Below are 13,043 nucleotides of genomic sequence, written 5' to 3'. Positions count from 1 at the left end.
TCACTGTCAATAAATTTGTATACAATTTGATGTCGGCCATCGAGGGGAGTATTGGACGGTATGGGCAGACGGGCGGCGGATATCGTGCGTGAGGGATTGGAGCAGCTCATCCTGACGGGGGAGTTGGCCGACGGCGCGCATTTGGACGAGGTGCGGCTCGCCACGCGCTTCGATGTCTCGCGCACGCCGCTGCGCGAGGCGCTTCAGGCCCTCTCCGCCTCGGGGCTGGTGGAACTCATCCCGAACAGGGGCGCCTTCGTGCGCAATCCCGGCATCCAGGAGATGGTCGAGATGTTCGAGGTGATGGCCGAGTTGGAGGGAATGTGCGGGCGGCTGGCGGCGCGCCGCGTTTCGGAAACCGCGCTGGCGGAGATCGACGGCGCGGCCGCGCGCTGCGAGGATGCGCTCGCCCAGGGCGACAGCGACGAATATTACCGCCGCAACGAACGCTTCCACCAATTGCTCTATGCCGCCAGCGGCAACGGCTTCCTGGCGAAGGAGGCGCTGAGGCTCCAAAAGCGCCTGCAGCCCTATCGCCGCATGCAGTTGCGCGTGCGCGGGCGCATGCCCCAGTCGATGGCGGAGCATCGCGAGATCCTGGACGCGATCCGCGCCGGCGACGCCACCCGGGCGGAACGCGCGTTACGCGCGCATGTCGCGGTCCAGGGGGAGAAGTTCAACGACCTGCTGGCGAGCCTCGGCCCCGTCGCTTGAGGCGTGGGGGCCCAGGGCGCTTCGGCCGAGGGCGCTTCGGCCCAAGGCCCTCACCCCCGGCGCTAATCGACCAGATCGGGTCGCGCGCGCCGCACCTCGCGGGCGATGAAGGCGGCGATCACGGCCTTCAGGATATCGCCCGGAACAAAGGTCAGGGCCGCGACTGTCGCGGCGATCAAATCCATGCCGGTCACCAGGGAGAGACCGACGATCCCGAAGAAATAGAGCACCCCGATTCCGCCGAGCACGCTGGCCACGATCCCGCCGACGATCGGCGCGCGGGCCCGCATAGCGCGATAGATCAGGCCGATCGCGATCGCCGCGAAGGGCCAGCCGACGAAAAACCCGACGGTCGGCCCCGCGAAAACGCCGAGCCCGCCGCGACCGCCCGCCAGCAGCGGCGCCCCCATCGCGACCACCGCCATGAAGACGAGAACGGCGAGCGCGCCCCGCCACGGCCCCAGCATCAGCCCCGCCAGCATGACGCCCAATGTCTGCGCCGTGATCGGCACGCCACCGGCGAAGGGCAGCACGAGTTGCGGCACCAAGCCCAGCGCGGCGATCAGCGCCGCGAACAGGGCGACCCGCGCGACTGTCTTTTCCATGACGTCTCTCCCGTTTATCTGACTGTCAAAAGATATATATCATTTAAATCATTTGCGCGTGAAGGCCCCACGTGCGGCCAACGCGTCCGCCGTGCCGTCGGCATCGTCCAGGGCCGAGACGACGAACGGCACCACCAGCCGCCAGCCCGCCCGGCGTGGCGAGCGCGCCCGCCATGCCGCGTCGAGCCCGCGCCAGCGCTCCCCCAGCATCGGCGCGAAACGCAGCGTCAGCATGCAGGCGACACCGACCGGCCGCGTCGGGATACCGACCCAGCGCAGCGGGCTTAGAACCCGGTCGAGCACCGCCAGCATCTCGGAGACCTCGGTCGAGGCGCTCACCGCGCTGGCCAGCAGGACCAGGGCACCGATCCGAAGGCATACCGCCAGCCCCAGGCGCCAATCCCCAAGCAGCGCATGCGCCCCGAAGGCGAAGACCAACATGAAGGCGATCGGCCGCAGCGCCCGCAACAACGCCCCGCCGCCCGTACCCCAGGCGAGCGCCAAGCCGATCGCGAGCGCGCCCCCCAGAAGGTCCAACCTTTCCACGAAGAACAGCCCGGCGCTAACCGCCGCCAGGGCCAGCAGCTTCACCCCCGCCGGAACCGCCCGCATCGCACGCGCGACCGGGCGCTTCGCATCCGCCGCGGAAAGACCGATCATGCCGCCCCTTCCACCGCCGCCCCCTCCACCGCCGCCACGCGATCCGCGACCGCGCCGGTGCGGATATCCGCCGCCCGGTCCATGGCCTTCAAGAAGCGCGGCGCGACCTCGGCCGGCGGACCGTCCGCATGGATGCGCCCCTCCTCGACCCAGATCAGCCGGTCGGCGGCCTCCAGCGTCTCGATCTCGTGGCTTATGGTGATCAGTTGCAGCGGCAAATCGGCCAGGAAGCGCGAGAGCCCGTGACGCGTCGGGATGTCGAGGCCGTTGAAGGGCTCGTCCAGGATCAGCACCACCGGACGCAGAACGAGGACGGCCAGCAGGCAGACGAGCCGCCGCTGTCCCTCCGAAAGCGCGGCCACCGGACGGTCGGCCCAATCCTCTATCCCATGCGCGGCCATGATCACGCGCGCGGCCTCGCGGGCCTCCGCCCGGGGCTGGCCGGCCTCGATCGGGCCGAAGGCGATCTCCTCGATCACATTGGGGCAGAGAATCTGATGGTCCGAATTCTGGAACAGGAACCCGACCGCCGCCGTCGCCTCGCGCGTGCGGGCGGCCGGGTCGTGACCGGCGACGCGTACCGTGCCGGAATCCGGCTTCAACAGCCCCTTGATCGTTCGGGCCAACGTCGTCTTGCCGGAGCCGTTGCGCCCGACGATCCCGATCCGCCGTTCGCCGAGCGTGAGGGTCAGGTCATGCAGGACCGGCCGGCCCCCGCGCGATACGGTGACCCCCTCCAGGCGAACGGCGTTCGATTGCATCATGTACGTCCCATCATCATCCGATACCGCACTTGATCGAAGACGACGGCAAGGATCAAGAGCCCACCGAGCAGAACCATCTGCATGTAGGAACTGACCTGGGACAAATTCATGCCGTTCTGGGCCAATACGATGAAGAAGGCGCCGAGCACGACATTCTCCACCCGGCCGATCCCGCCGCGCAGACTGACGCCGGCGATGACGCAGGCCGCGATCGATTCGAGCGCGATGGTCCCACCCAGATTAGCCTCGCCCGATTCGACCCGCGCCGTCAGCAGCAAGCCGGTCAGCGAGGCGATCAGCGCGCAGGTGCCATAGGCGATGATCAGGGTCCGGCGCGTGTCGATGCCGGAGAGCGCGGCCGCCTTGATATTGCCGCCGACGGCGTAGATATGCGCGCCCGTGCGCATCCGGGTCATGAAGACCCACATCGCCAGAATCGCGACCAGCGCGACCAGCACCGGCACCGGCATGCCCCATAACCGGCCGAAACCGAAGATATTGCCGAATTCATAGGGGATGCCCGAGACCGGAACACCGCCCGTCAGGAAGAGCGAGATACCCGCCGCGACCGAACTGACGCCCAGCGTCATGATGAAGGGCGAGACGCCGAAGAACGCGACGCCGACGCCGTTGACGATGCCGACCAGCGCCGCCGCGACGAACCCGGCCAGCGCGCCGAGCGCGATCACGAGCCAGACCGCCTCCGGGAAGGCGGCGGCCAGCGCCACCATCGCCAGCGCCGCCGTGACCGAGGTGAGCGCCACCACCGCGCCGACCGACAGGTCGAAGCCGCCGGTAATGAGGGCCAGCATCTGCCCCATCGATACCAAAATCAGATAGACCGATTGCCGAAAGACATTGACCAGATTGTCCAGCGTCAGGAACCGGTCGGACAGGGCCGTGAAGATGATCAGCGCCCCCGCCAGGAAGAACGGCAGGACACCGAGACGGATGAAGACGCCTTTCGCCAGATCGACCGGACGGGCCCGGACGGGCGCCGCGTCGGAATGGGCCTGCTCGCTCATGCGAGTTCCTCCTGTTCCTCGAAGAAGTGGGCGAGAACCGTCGACTCGGAGATATCCTCGCGCGGCAGTTCGGCCGTGATCCGGCCGCGCGCGAAGACCAACAGACGGTGCGCGATATTCATGACCTCCGGCAGGTCGGAGGAGATAACGATGACGGCCTTGCCGGATTCGGCCAGCGACTTGATAAGTTTGTAGATTGAGGCGCGCGCGCCCATGTCGACGCCGACCGTCGGCTCGTCGAAGATATAGACGTCATAATCCCGGCCGAGACCACGGCCGAACAGCGTCTTCTGCTGGTTTCCGCCGGAAAGCTGGGCGGCCAGCCGCCCGCGATAGCTCTCCGGCAGATCGACCCGTTCGGCGACCTTGTCCGCCGTCTCCCGAATCCGCGACCAGGGCAGTTGTCCGCCCCGGGATTCGATGCCGGGCAGGATGCCCTGAACCAGATTGTCGCGCGCGGTGAAGACGAGTTGCAGCCCCTCGTTCTTCCGGTCGGGCGTCAGATAATAGACACCCGCCTCCATCATCCGGCGGGTCGGCGCGCCGGTCACGTCCGCGTCGCGCAAGCGAACGCGCCCCGCCTTCACCGCCTCCAGCCCCATCAGCGCGCGGAAGCAGCGCGACTTGCCGGAGCCGACAAGGCCCGCGACGCCCAGCACCTCGCCCGGGCGCACGTCGAAATCGACCCCATGCACGCCGGAGGCATGAAGGCCCGAAACGGACAGGACCGGCGGCCCCGGATCGCGCGCGATCGTCGGATAGATCTCGTCGATCGCGCGGCCGACCATCATCTCGATCAGCTCTTCCTCGCTGGTCGCGTCCATCGTGACGGTGCCGATCCGCGCGCCGTCGCGCAGCACGGTGATGCGGTCGGCGATGCGGCTGAATTCCTGGATGCGGTGGGAGATATAGATCACGCCGACGCCGCGCGCCGTCATCCGCTCGACCACCTGGAAGAGGTGATCCACCTCCCGGTCGGTCAGCGAGGCCGTCGGCTCGTCCAGGATCAGGACCGACAGATCGCTGTGCACCGCCTTGGCGATCTCGACCATCTGCTGCTCCGCCCGGCTGAGGCGCGAGACGAGGCGCATCGGATCGATTTGGAACTCCAGGCTGGCGAACAGCTCGCGCGCCCGGGCCACCATGGCGCGATGATCGGTGAAGGGACCGCGCCGGGGTTCGTCGCCGAGGAAGATGTTCTCCGCCACTGTCATGGTGGGTATCAGCGAGAATTCCTGGAAGACCGCCGAGATACCGTGCGCGCGGGCGTCGGCGACACCGTTGAAGGTGACGGGCTCCCCACGCACGGCGAGGCTCCCCTCGCTCGGCGCGCTCGCGCCCGCGATCATCGAGATCAGGGTGGACTTACCGGCCCCGTTCTCGCCGAAGAGCACATGCACCTCGCCCGCCCTCAGGTCGAAATCGACCGCGTTCAGGGCGATGACGCCGGGATAACGCTTGGTCAGCGACCGCGCTTCGATCAACGTCGCATGGGACGATCGGGACATCGGTGCCTCCACCTTTGGGTGGGAGAAATGAACGAAAGGAAAAAGGGCGGTCGGCCGTTCCGCCGCCCGAAGGCGAGGCCCCGATGCGGGGGAACGGCCGACCCAGGATTACAGGGGTACGGGATTACTCGACCGAGAAGACCGGGCTATAGCCTTCCGGCGGCAGGATGTCGCTGCGATTGACCGCGCCGATATTGTCCTGATCGACGACGAAGATCTTCGGCCCGACATGCTTCACATACTCCTTGCCCTCCAGGATGCGGACCGCCTGATCGACGGCGATACGGCCCTGGATGACCATGGAGTCCGCGGGCGCCGCCTGGATGAAGCCGCGCTCGATCCCCTCATAGACGCCCGGCGTCATGTAGAAGGACAGCAGCCCGACATCGCCGACGAGCCCACGCTCGCGGATCAGGCCGACCGAGGCCTCCGCCGTCACCGCCGTGCCGGCGATATAGCGCACGTCCGGATTGGCCTGCAGCACATCCTCGACGAGTCGAAGCTGCGCCTCCTTGCCGGTATCGCCGTAACGCGGCTCCAGCACCTCGACCGCCGAGCCCTCGACGGCCTCCATGAATCCGGCATGGGCGGCCTCGACCCACCCGGCGCCGGCCGGTCCGGGGAACCAGCCGACCTGCACCGGATCGCTGCCGGCCGGGTGCATCTCGGCCAGATATTCGCCGGTCTTCGCGCCCATCGTGCGGAAGGAAACCAGCGACTTCGCCGAAAGCTCCGGAGAGGACATGCCGTTGATGACATCGATCACGGGGACGTCCTTGGAACGGACCTCGCCGACCAGATTGTTGAGGCCGTCATAGGAGATCGCGCCGATGATCACCGCGTCGGCCCCGTTGGCCACGCAATCCTCGATCTGGTTGATCTGATTGGTGAGCTCGGTATAGCCGCCGGCCTCGACCAGGTTCATCTTGACGCCGAGACGCTTGGCCTCCTCGACCACGCCGTAATCGACGCCCAGCCAATAGGCATCCTTCATATGCGGGAAGGAAACGCAGATGTTCCAGGCCTCGGAGGCCTTGTCCAGCGGGGTATAGGTGATCGGCGTCACCTCCCCGTCGGCGGCGAAGGCCGGGACGACCTCCTCGGCCTCGTAGGGGTACCAGGTATCGTCGGCCATCGCCGGCATGGCCAGCACCGCGCCGGCGGCAAGTGTTAGGGCAAAACGCTTCATCTTATCGACTCCCTGTTCATTGGATTGATCGGAAGGGGTGGAATGGACCGCTTGATCGCGGCCTTCCTTATCGAGTGGGGGAGGCGGGCTATTGCAGTGCCTCCCGGATGCGCCCGCGCAGCGCCGCCCGTTCGGCCCGCGCGGCGAGCGCCTGTTCCATGTCCACGGCGACGAAGCGGGTCGGCGTGTGCGGCTGCAACTGACCGATCAGGTCCATGTCCGCCGAGATCACCGCGCCGAGGGTGAAGTATCCCCCGCCGGAGACGGCGTCGCGGTGGAGCACGATCGGCTCCTTGCCGCCCGGCACCTGGATCGAGCCGTAGCTGTAGCAGCCGTCGACGATGTTCGACGGGTCGGACCCGGCGCCGAAGGGTTGCTCGCGCTCCTTGAAGGTCATCTCCCGGCCGCCGCGGAAGCGCACGCCCATGCGGTCGGCCTCCGGGGCGACGGCCCAGGTATCCTCGAAGAAGTTGCGGCCCGCCTCCTCGGTGATCAGGCGCCAATAGAGCCCGGGCAGCACACGCAGCTCCGCCGGGTTGCCCGGCAGGCGACGCAAGGCGTCGGGGATGCTGCGCCCCTCCTTCGCGCCCGCGCCCTCGCCGATCGGAATCTGATCGCCGATGGCGACGGGCCGGCCGTCGATACCGCCCAGCGCGCCGATCGGATAGGTCGAGCGGCTGCCGAGATAGAGCGGCGTGTCGATCCCGCCGGAGATCGCGATATAGGCGCGCGCGCCTTCCTTCAGATAATCGAAGGTCAGCGTCTGGCCGGCCTTCACCTTGAAGGCGGTCCAGCTTTCCTTCGCCTCGCCGTCGACGCGCGGCGGCAGGTCGGCGCCGGTCACCGCGACGGTCGCATCCTGCTCGAATTCGAGCTGCGGGCCCATGAACACGGTCTCCAGCACGGCCGCGTCCTCCGGATTGCCCACCAACAAGTTCGCGGCGCGGAGCGACAGGCGGTCCATGCCGCCGCCGATCGGGATGCCCAGATGGAAATAGCCGGGCCGGCCGAGATCCTGGATCGTGGTGAAAAGTCCGGGATTGAGTACCTTAACCGTCATTGAGGGCCCCCATCAGCTTGGCGTTCACGCCCTTCATGTCCGCGTTGAACGCGGCCAGATCGAATTCGACCGGGCGGATCTTCGGCTCGTAGCGGTTGGCCTCGACCTCGCCGAGGATGTGGTCATATTCCTCGCGGTCGATCGGGGTGAATTTCACGATGTCGCCGGGTTTGTGGAACACCATGAAATCGCGCAGATAATTGGTTTCCTGCTTCGGATCGAAGATGGTCATCGGCGTGATGCCGAACATCTGGTACCCGCCGGCGCCGCGCACCGAATAGACGCAGGAGAAGCACCCGCCATAGCCGACCGTCTGCTTCGGCGTGTCGGTGCGCGGGCGGACATATTTCGGCACCTGCAGCTGCCGCTCGCGCTCCACGAGTTGGTAGAGGAAGGGCAGGCCCGAGACGAAGCCGACCATGGAGACGAACCAAGGCGCCTCGTGATGCGCCTGGATGAAGGCCTCCGCGCTGTCATAGCCGTTGATCCGCGCGGCATAGTCGAGGTCGGTGCCGCCCGGGTCCTGATGCCGGTCGCGGAAGCGCATCAGCGTCTCATGCGTCCAGGGATCCTGGTAATAGACCGGGAACTCGATGATACGGGTATCGATGCGCTTCTCGGCATCGTCCGCGTCGGCATCGAATTCCTTGATCCGCGCCATCATGTCGTCGGGCTTTATGACATCCGGATCGTATTTGACCTGGAAGCCCGCATTGGCCGGGCAGACCTCCGTGACGCCGTCGATCGCGGCCTCGCGGATCGCGTTGCAGACCGATAGCGCCTTGAAGAAGGCGTCGAGCGACATCTCCTCGTCGGTCTCGACGAAGATGTGCTCGTCCCCTCCGAATGAATAACGTGATTGCATACCGTCCCTCCTCGTGGGCGTGACGTCGCCGCCCGTTACTGTTGGGCCGTCAGTGGATGGGCCTCGAGCCAGGGCTCGAGGAACTGGGTGTGGAAGGCGCCCGCGCGGACCGCCTCGTCACGCGCCAGCGCCTTGTGCAGCGGAATGGTGGTCTTCAGCCCCTCGACCGAGAAACGGTCGAGCGCGGCCGCCATCGCCTCGATCGCCGCCGCGCGGTCCCCGGCATGCACGATCAGCTTGCCGAGCAGCGAATCGTAGAAGGGCGGAATCTGATAGCCCTCGTAGATCATCCCATCGAACCGCAGACCCGGCCCTTCCGGCACGTCGAGCGCGCCGACCACGCCGGGGAAGGGCATGAAGCCGTTCGCCGGGTCCTCGGCATTGATCCGAACCTCGATGGCATGGCCATCGATGGCGATGTCCGTCTGCGCCATCGACAACGCCTCGCCACCCGCGATCCGGATCATCCAGGCCACCAGGTCGATGCCGGTGATCATCTCGCTCACCGGATGCTCGACCTGGATGCGGGTGTTCATCTCGATGAAGAAGAATTCGCCGGTCCGCTCGTCATAGAGATATTCGAGCGTGCCGGCGCCGCGATAGCCGACCGATTCGGCGAGCGCCACGGCCGAGGCGCAGAGTTCCTCCCGCCGGTCGGTCGTCAGGCAGGCGGCGGGCGCCTCCTCCCAGACCTTCTGGCGACGGCGCTGAAGGGAGCATTCGCGTTCATAGCAATGCACCGCCCGCGTTCCGTCGCCGAGGATCTGAACCTCGATATGCCGGGCCTCGACGATCGCGCGCTCCAGATAGAGCCCGCCGTCACCGAAGGCGGCCTGCGCCTCCTGCTGGGCCTGGGGGGCGAGCTTGCGCAGTTCCGCCTCGTCCCCCGCCACCCGGATGCCGCGTCCGCCGCCGCCGGCGGCGGCCTTGATCATCACCGGATAGCCGACCGTCTCGGCCGCCTCGACGGCCGCGTCGACCGAGGCGACGCGCCCGTCGGATCCGGGCACCACCGGCACCCCCGCCGCGATCGCCGCGGCGCGGGCGGCGGCCTTGTCGCCCATCTTGCGGATGGTGGCGGCGGAGGGGCCGACGAAGACGAGGCCGGCGGCCTCCACCATCGCCGCGAAATCGGCGTTCTCCGCCAGGAAGCCATAGCCCGGATGGACGGCGTCGCAGCCCGCCTCCTTGGCAGCCCGCACGAGACCTTCCTTGTCGAGATAGGACTTGGCCGCCTGGGGCGGACCGACACAGACAGATTCCTCCGCCAGACGCACCGCCAACATGTCGGCGTCGGCCTCGGAATAGGCCTGCACCGCGCGGATGCCGAGCGCCTGCGCCGCCTTGACGACGCGCACGGCGATCTCGCCCCGGTTGGCCACGAAGAGCTTGCGGATCGCCATGGGGATCAGTCGTCCAGTTCCGCGACGACCGCGCCGGCGGTGACCGGCTGCTCGTTCTCGACCGTGAAGCTCTTGATCGTGCCGGCGACCTCCGACTTCACCTCGATAAAGGACTTCATCACCTCGACCAGCCCGACCACGTCGCCGACCGCGACGCTGTCTCCCTCGGACTTGAAGGGCGGCTCCTCCGGAGAGGGACGCCGGTAGAAGGTGCCGGGGATCGGTGATTTGACTTCAGCCATCTGGAAACTCCCATATTCTCGCTTCGTATCTGATTGTCCCGCCGCGTCCGGGCTCGGCTCGGCCGGTTCAGGCCGCGCGGGCCAGAAGCTCGCCCGCGGGCAGGATGCGGATGCCGTTCTCGACCAGTCCGGCACGGACGGCCTTGCCGATCTCGTGCGCGCCGGGGGTGTCGGAATGGAAACAGATCGACTCGAAGGGGATATCGATATCGTTCCCCTCGACCGTGCGGACCTTGCCCTCCAGGCAGGCGCGCACGCATTTGTCGGCTACTTCCTGCGGGTTCAACGCGCGCATGCGGCGCGTGAAGACGATGGAGCCGCTGTCGCTGTAGTCGCGGTCCGCATAGAACTCGCGCACCACGGCGATACCGGCCGCCTTGGCGATGCGATAGGTCTCCGAGACATGCATGCAGAAAAGCGCCGTGTCCGGGCTGCATTTCAGCAGGGCGTCGACCAGCCGCTCGGAAAGCTCCGCGTTGGTCGCCGCCTCCATGTAGAGGGCACCGTGCGGTTTCACATGCTGGAGCTTGGTACCGTGCCGGCGCGCGAATTCCCGCAGCGCGCCGACCTGATAGACGATGTCGTTGACCAACTCGTCCGGGTTGGCCTGTATCACGCGCCGGCCGAAGCCCTGCAGGTCGCGGAAGCCCGGATGGGCGCCGATCGCTACCCCGCGCTCCACCGCGCCCTTGACCACCTTGTCCATCAGGTTCGGGTCCCCGGCATGAAAGCCGGTGGCGACGTTCGCCGAGCTGATGAGGTCCATCAGCTCCTCGTCGGTTGCCTCACTGATCCGCCAGAAGCCGAAGGCCTCGCCCAGATCGCAATTCAGATCGACGGATTGAAGTGCCACGCTCTTTCCTCCGTTGCCGCTTTCGCGGCTTGCCTGTCGTTTCCTCGGGTCCTGCCTCTCGAACCGCTTGTGGATTAGGATCGCGCGGCTTTCGAAATCATTGCAAATTGAATTTTACCGTCGTCCGTTATCGAAAAATCAGATACTATCGCTGATAGGAGAATCGGTCTTTTGAAAGACGTTAGATCAGCGAATATACTATTCGTCCGCCTCTTCGCCGCTTTCGTTATCTGAGTCCGGGAAGGCTAGTATTCTGAAAAACAGATATCGCATGCGAGGTCAGGTTGAATTTCCGACAGATTAAATACTTCGTCGCCACAGCCGAACTCGGGCAGGTGTCCCGGGCGGCGATGGAATTGTCGATCTCGCAATCGGCGATCACGACGGCGATCAAGGATCTTGAATCACGGGTCGGCACGCGGCTCTTCGACCGCACCACCCAGGGCATGGAACTGACCCAATCGGGCCGCCGCTTCCTGGAAACCGCCTATCGGCTGCTGGCCACGATCGAGGAGGCACTGAACCCCGGCGCCACGGATGAGGAAGTCTCGGGCACGCTCTCGGTCGCCGCGACCTATACGGTGCTCGGCTATTTCCTGCCGCAGCATCTGGAACGGCTGGAGCGGCGCTATCCCAATGTACGCATCCAGCTTCACGAGCAGAGCCGGGAGATGATCGAGGACGGGCTGGTCACCAACCGCTTCGACATGGCGGTGGTGCTGACCTCCAACGTCAACAATCCGGAACTGACGACGGAGACGCTCTTGAGTTCGCGCCGCCGGCTGTGGGTTCCGACGAACCATCATATGCTCGACCGGCAGAGCGTCGGCTTCAAGGAGATCGCGGGCGAACCCTATATCATGCTGACGGTGGACGAGGCGGCGCACACGGCGCTGCGCTATTGGAGCCGGACGGAGCACCAACCCTCCATTCGCCTGCGCACCAGTTCGGTCGAGGCGGTACGCTCCATCGTCGCCAACGGCCAGGGCGTGGCCATTCTGTCCGACATGGTCTATCGCCCCTGGTCCTTGGAAGGGAAGCGGATCGAGACCATCATCCCGGCCGAGCCGGTGCCGCCGATGAATGTCGGCCTTGCCTGGCGCAAGAGCGTGGAGATGACGCCCCCAATGAGAATCTTCCGCGACTATTTCAGCGACCAGTACCAGACCCCGCAGAGTCTGTTCCCGCAGTAAGGATCGACGGCCGGCGACGGTGGAAACAGCGACGCCCGCGCGAACATCACTGCCGATCGACGCAGCCGACAGGAGGAGCCCCGCCATGTCCCAATCCGCGAAATCCCGCCCCCAGGCGGAATCGACCCTCCGCATCGATACCGAGGAGACGATCGCCACCGAGTGGCGCTTCGCCGACGGCGCGGAGACCGGCTGGCACCGGCACGCGCTCGATTACGTGGTCGTGCCGCTCGGCGACGGGGTGTTGGAGATCGAGAGCGCCGACGGCACCTCGCGCGCGGAGCTTACGAACGGCATCCCCTATTTCCGCAAAGCCGGCGTGGAGCATAACGTCGTCAATGCGAGCGGCCGTGAGTTCGCCTTCCTGGAAATCGAATTGAAGCGCTGAGAGGCAGCCCGTCACCCGCTACAAGCCAGTGCCTGCGACATTTTACCCCTCATGACATGAGGCATGCCGATTGATCCGGCGCGGCAACCGTGGCTGAGTTTCGTCGGCTTGCGAAAGGGAGGGGATGATCCGATCCGCGACCAGCGCGCGCCGACGGCGCGCCTTGACCTTGTTGCTCGTCGCGTGGCTGAGTGTCCTCATGCCCGCGACGGCGGGTGTGCGCATCGATGTTCCCAACGATCCGGCGACACGGATCGCCTTCGCCGCGCTCTGCGTCACGCCGGGAACCGGCACGCCGAAGGCCTCCGATGACGGCCCGGGCGGCACCCCTTCCGCCGACCCGCAATGCTTTTTCTGCTATCCGGGCACGCACGGTGCCGCGGCTGTCCAGGCGCCGTGCCTCGCGGCGCGGACCATCATCCATCCCGACAGGCTGGCATGGATCGACACCGGCGCGATTCCGCCGGTATCCCGGAAGCCTCATGCCCCACGGGCCAGGGGACCGCCGACCGTCCTTTCCTGACCGATCTCCGACCGTCCCGCCCTTGGCGGCCGGTCAAGCGACCCTTTCAGG

At 66.4% G+C, this 13,043-nt stretch carries 15 protein-coding genes; 4 read left to right on the top strand and 11 right to left on the bottom strand.

Annotated features, from left to right (window positions below):
* The first annotated feature begins 60 nt into the window (after positions 1-60).
* Positions 61-714 carry a GntR family transcriptional regulator gene (locus KAJ83_RS15605; RefSeq protein WP_210683033.1) on the top strand — a complete coding sequence of 218 codons (654 nt, stop codon included), beginning with the start codon at positions 61-63 and terminating at the stop codon, positions 712-714.
* 62 nt (positions 715-776) lie between these two features.
* On the opposite strand, the gene KAJ83_RS15600 is transcribed toward KAJ83_RS15605, so the two are convergent.
* The 11 genes from KAJ83_RS15600 to KAJ83_RS15550 form a co-directional block, all read right to left on the bottom strand.
* The gene (locus KAJ83_RS15600; protein WP_210683032.1) at positions 777-1,319 is read right to left on the bottom strand and encodes a biotin transporter BioY; all 543 of its coding nucleotides are present in this window, start codon (positions 1,317-1,319) and stop codon (positions 777-779) included.
* Between the two features lie 48 nt (positions 1,320-1,367).
* Positions 1,368-1,979, bottom strand: a complete 612-nt coding sequence (locus KAJ83_RS15595; RefSeq protein WP_210683031.1) for an energy-coupling factor transporter transmembrane component T family protein — start codon at positions 1,977-1,979, stop codon at positions 1,368-1,370.
* The gene (locus KAJ83_RS15590; protein WP_210683030.1) at positions 1,976-2,743 is read right to left on the bottom strand and encodes an energy-coupling factor ABC transporter ATP-binding protein; all 768 of its coding nucleotides are present in this window, start codon (positions 2,741-2,743) and stop codon (positions 1,976-1,978) included. The genes KAJ83_RS15595 and KAJ83_RS15590 overlap by 4 nt, the downstream gene beginning before the upstream one ends.
* Positions 2,740-3,768: an ABC transporter permease gene (locus KAJ83_RS15585; protein ID WP_210683029.1), complete on the bottom strand. Its 1,029-nt coding sequence runs from the start codon at positions 3,766-3,768 to the stop codon at positions 2,740-2,742. The genes KAJ83_RS15590 and KAJ83_RS15585 overlap by 4 nt, the downstream gene beginning before the upstream one ends.
* The gene (locus KAJ83_RS15580; RefSeq protein WP_210683028.1) at positions 3,765-5,276 is read right to left on the bottom strand and encodes a sugar ABC transporter ATP-binding protein; all 1,512 of its coding nucleotides are present in this window, start codon (positions 5,274-5,276) and stop codon (positions 3,765-3,767) included. Before KAJ83_RS15580 ends, KAJ83_RS15585 begins: the two co-directional genes overlap by 4 nt.
* Positions 5,277-5,400: 124 nt before the next feature.
* Positions 5,401-6,465 carry a TMAO reductase system periplasmic protein TorT gene (gene torT / locus KAJ83_RS15575; RefSeq protein WP_210683027.1) on the bottom strand — a complete coding sequence of 355 codons (1,065 nt, stop codon included), beginning with the start codon at positions 6,463-6,465 and terminating at the stop codon, positions 5,401-5,403.
* 88 nt (positions 6,466-6,553) lie between these two features.
* Positions 6,554-7,525, bottom strand: coding sequence for a 5-oxoprolinase subunit C family protein (locus tag KAJ83_RS15570; protein ID WP_210683026.1), 972 nt, complete (start codon positions 7,523-7,525; stop codon positions 6,554-6,556).
* Complete coding sequence (locus KAJ83_RS15565) at positions 7,515-8,390, bottom strand: 5-oxoprolinase subunit B family protein (RefSeq protein WP_210683025.1); 876 nt, start codon at positions 8,388-8,390, stop codon at positions 7,515-7,517. The genes KAJ83_RS15570 and KAJ83_RS15565 overlap by 11 nt, the downstream gene beginning before the upstream one ends.
* A gap of 35 nt (positions 8,391-8,425) precedes the next feature.
* On the bottom strand, positions 8,426-9,793 hold the full coding sequence (locus KAJ83_RS15560; protein ID WP_210683024.1) for an acetyl-CoA carboxylase biotin carboxylase subunit: 1,368 nt from the start codon (positions 9,791-9,793) through the stop codon (positions 8,426-8,428).
* A 5-nt stretch (positions 9,794-9,798) separates the two neighbouring features.
* On the bottom strand, positions 9,799-10,035 hold the full coding sequence (locus KAJ83_RS15555; RefSeq protein ID WP_210683023.1) for an acetyl-CoA carboxylase: 237 nt from the start codon (positions 10,033-10,035) through the stop codon (positions 9,799-9,801).
* Positions 10,036-10,102: 67 nt separating this feature from the next.
* On the bottom strand, positions 10,103-10,888 hold the full coding sequence (locus KAJ83_RS15550) for a 5-oxoprolinase subunit PxpA (RefSeq protein ID WP_210683022.1): 786 nt from the start codon (positions 10,886-10,888) through the stop codon (positions 10,103-10,105).
* Positions 10,889-11,172: 284 nt separating this feature from the next.
* Here KAJ83_RS15550 and KAJ83_RS15545 point away from each other — a divergent pair, with 284 nt between their 5' ends.
* From KAJ83_RS15545 to KAJ83_RS15535, 3 genes are all read left to right on the top strand, one after another.
* The gene (locus tag KAJ83_RS15545; protein WP_281413162.1) at positions 11,173-12,081 is read left to right on the top strand and encodes a LysR family transcriptional regulator; all 909 of its coding nucleotides are present in this window, start codon (positions 11,173-11,175) and stop codon (positions 12,079-12,081) included.
* An 85-nt stretch (positions 12,082-12,166) separates the two neighbouring features.
* Positions 12,167-12,469: a cupin domain-containing protein gene (locus KAJ83_RS15540; protein ID WP_210683021.1), complete on the top strand. Its 303-nt coding sequence runs from the start codon at positions 12,167-12,169 to the stop codon at positions 12,467-12,469.
* Positions 12,470-12,593: 124 nt separating this feature from the next.
* Positions 12,594-12,992: a hypothetical protein gene (locus KAJ83_RS15535; RefSeq protein ID WP_210683020.1), complete on the top strand. Its 399-nt coding sequence runs from the start codon at positions 12,594-12,596 to the stop codon at positions 12,990-12,992.
* The last annotated feature ends 51 nt before the right edge of the window (positions 12,993-13,043 follow it).

It is taken from the genome of Marivibrio halodurans, from assembly GCF_017963645.1.
In the GTDB taxonomy this organism is placed as follows: domain Bacteria; phylum Pseudomonadota; class Alphaproteobacteria; order UBA8366; family Aestuariispiraceae; genus Marivibrio; species Marivibrio halodurans.
This window is presented reverse-complemented; position numbering and strand designations above follow the sequence as displayed.

Excerpts from the sequence above, each read along its gene's own strand:
- KAJ83_RS15605 (WP_210683033.1), top strand. The coding sequence starts at position 61 with ATGGGCAGACGGGCGGCGGATATCGTGCGTGAGGGATTGGAGCAGCTC.
- KAJ83_RS15600 (WP_210683032.1), bottom strand. The coding sequence starts at position 1,319 with ATGGAAAAGACAGTCGCGCGGGTCGCCCTGTTCGCGGCGCTGATCGCC.
- KAJ83_RS15595 (WP_210683031.1), bottom strand. The coding sequence starts at position 1,979 with ATGATCGGTCTTTCCGCGGCGGATGCGAAGCGCCCGGTCGCGCGTGCG.
- KAJ83_RS15590 (WP_210683030.1), bottom strand. The coding sequence starts at position 2,743 with ATGATGCAATCGAACGCCGTTCGCCTGGAGGGGGTCACCGTATCGCGC.
- KAJ83_RS15585 (WP_210683029.1), bottom strand. The coding sequence starts at position 3,768 with ATGAGCGAGCAGGCCCATTCCGACGCGGCGCCCGTCCGGGCCCGTCCG.
- KAJ83_RS15580 (WP_210683028.1), bottom strand. The coding sequence starts at position 5,276 with ATGTCCCGATCGTCCCATGCGACGTTGATCGAAGCGCGGTCGCTGACC.
- torT (WP_210683027.1), bottom strand. The coding sequence starts at position 6,465 with ATGAAGCGTTTTGCCCTAACACTTGCCGCCGGCGCGGTGCTGGCCATG.
- KAJ83_RS15570 (WP_210683026.1), bottom strand. The coding sequence starts at position 7,525 with ATGACGGTTAAGGTACTCAATCCCGGACTTTTCACCACGATCCAGGAT.
- KAJ83_RS15565 (WP_210683025.1), bottom strand. The coding sequence starts at position 8,390 with ATGCAATCACGTTATTCATTCGGAGGGGACGAGCACATCTTCGTCGAG.
- KAJ83_RS15560 (WP_210683024.1), bottom strand. The coding sequence starts at position 9,793 with ATGGCGATCCGCAAGCTCTTCGTGGCCAACCGGGGCGAGATCGCCGTG.
- KAJ83_RS15555 (WP_210683023.1), bottom strand. The coding sequence starts at position 10,035 with ATGGCTGAAGTCAAATCACCGATCCCCGGCACCTTCTACCGGCGTCCC.
- KAJ83_RS15540 (WP_210683021.1), top strand. The coding sequence starts at position 12,167 with ATGTCCCAATCCGCGAAATCCCGCCCCCAGGCGGAATCGACCCTCCGC.
- KAJ83_RS15535 (WP_210683020.1), top strand. The coding sequence starts at position 12,594 with ATGATCCGATCCGCGACCAGCGCGCGCCGACGGCGCGCCTTGACCTTG.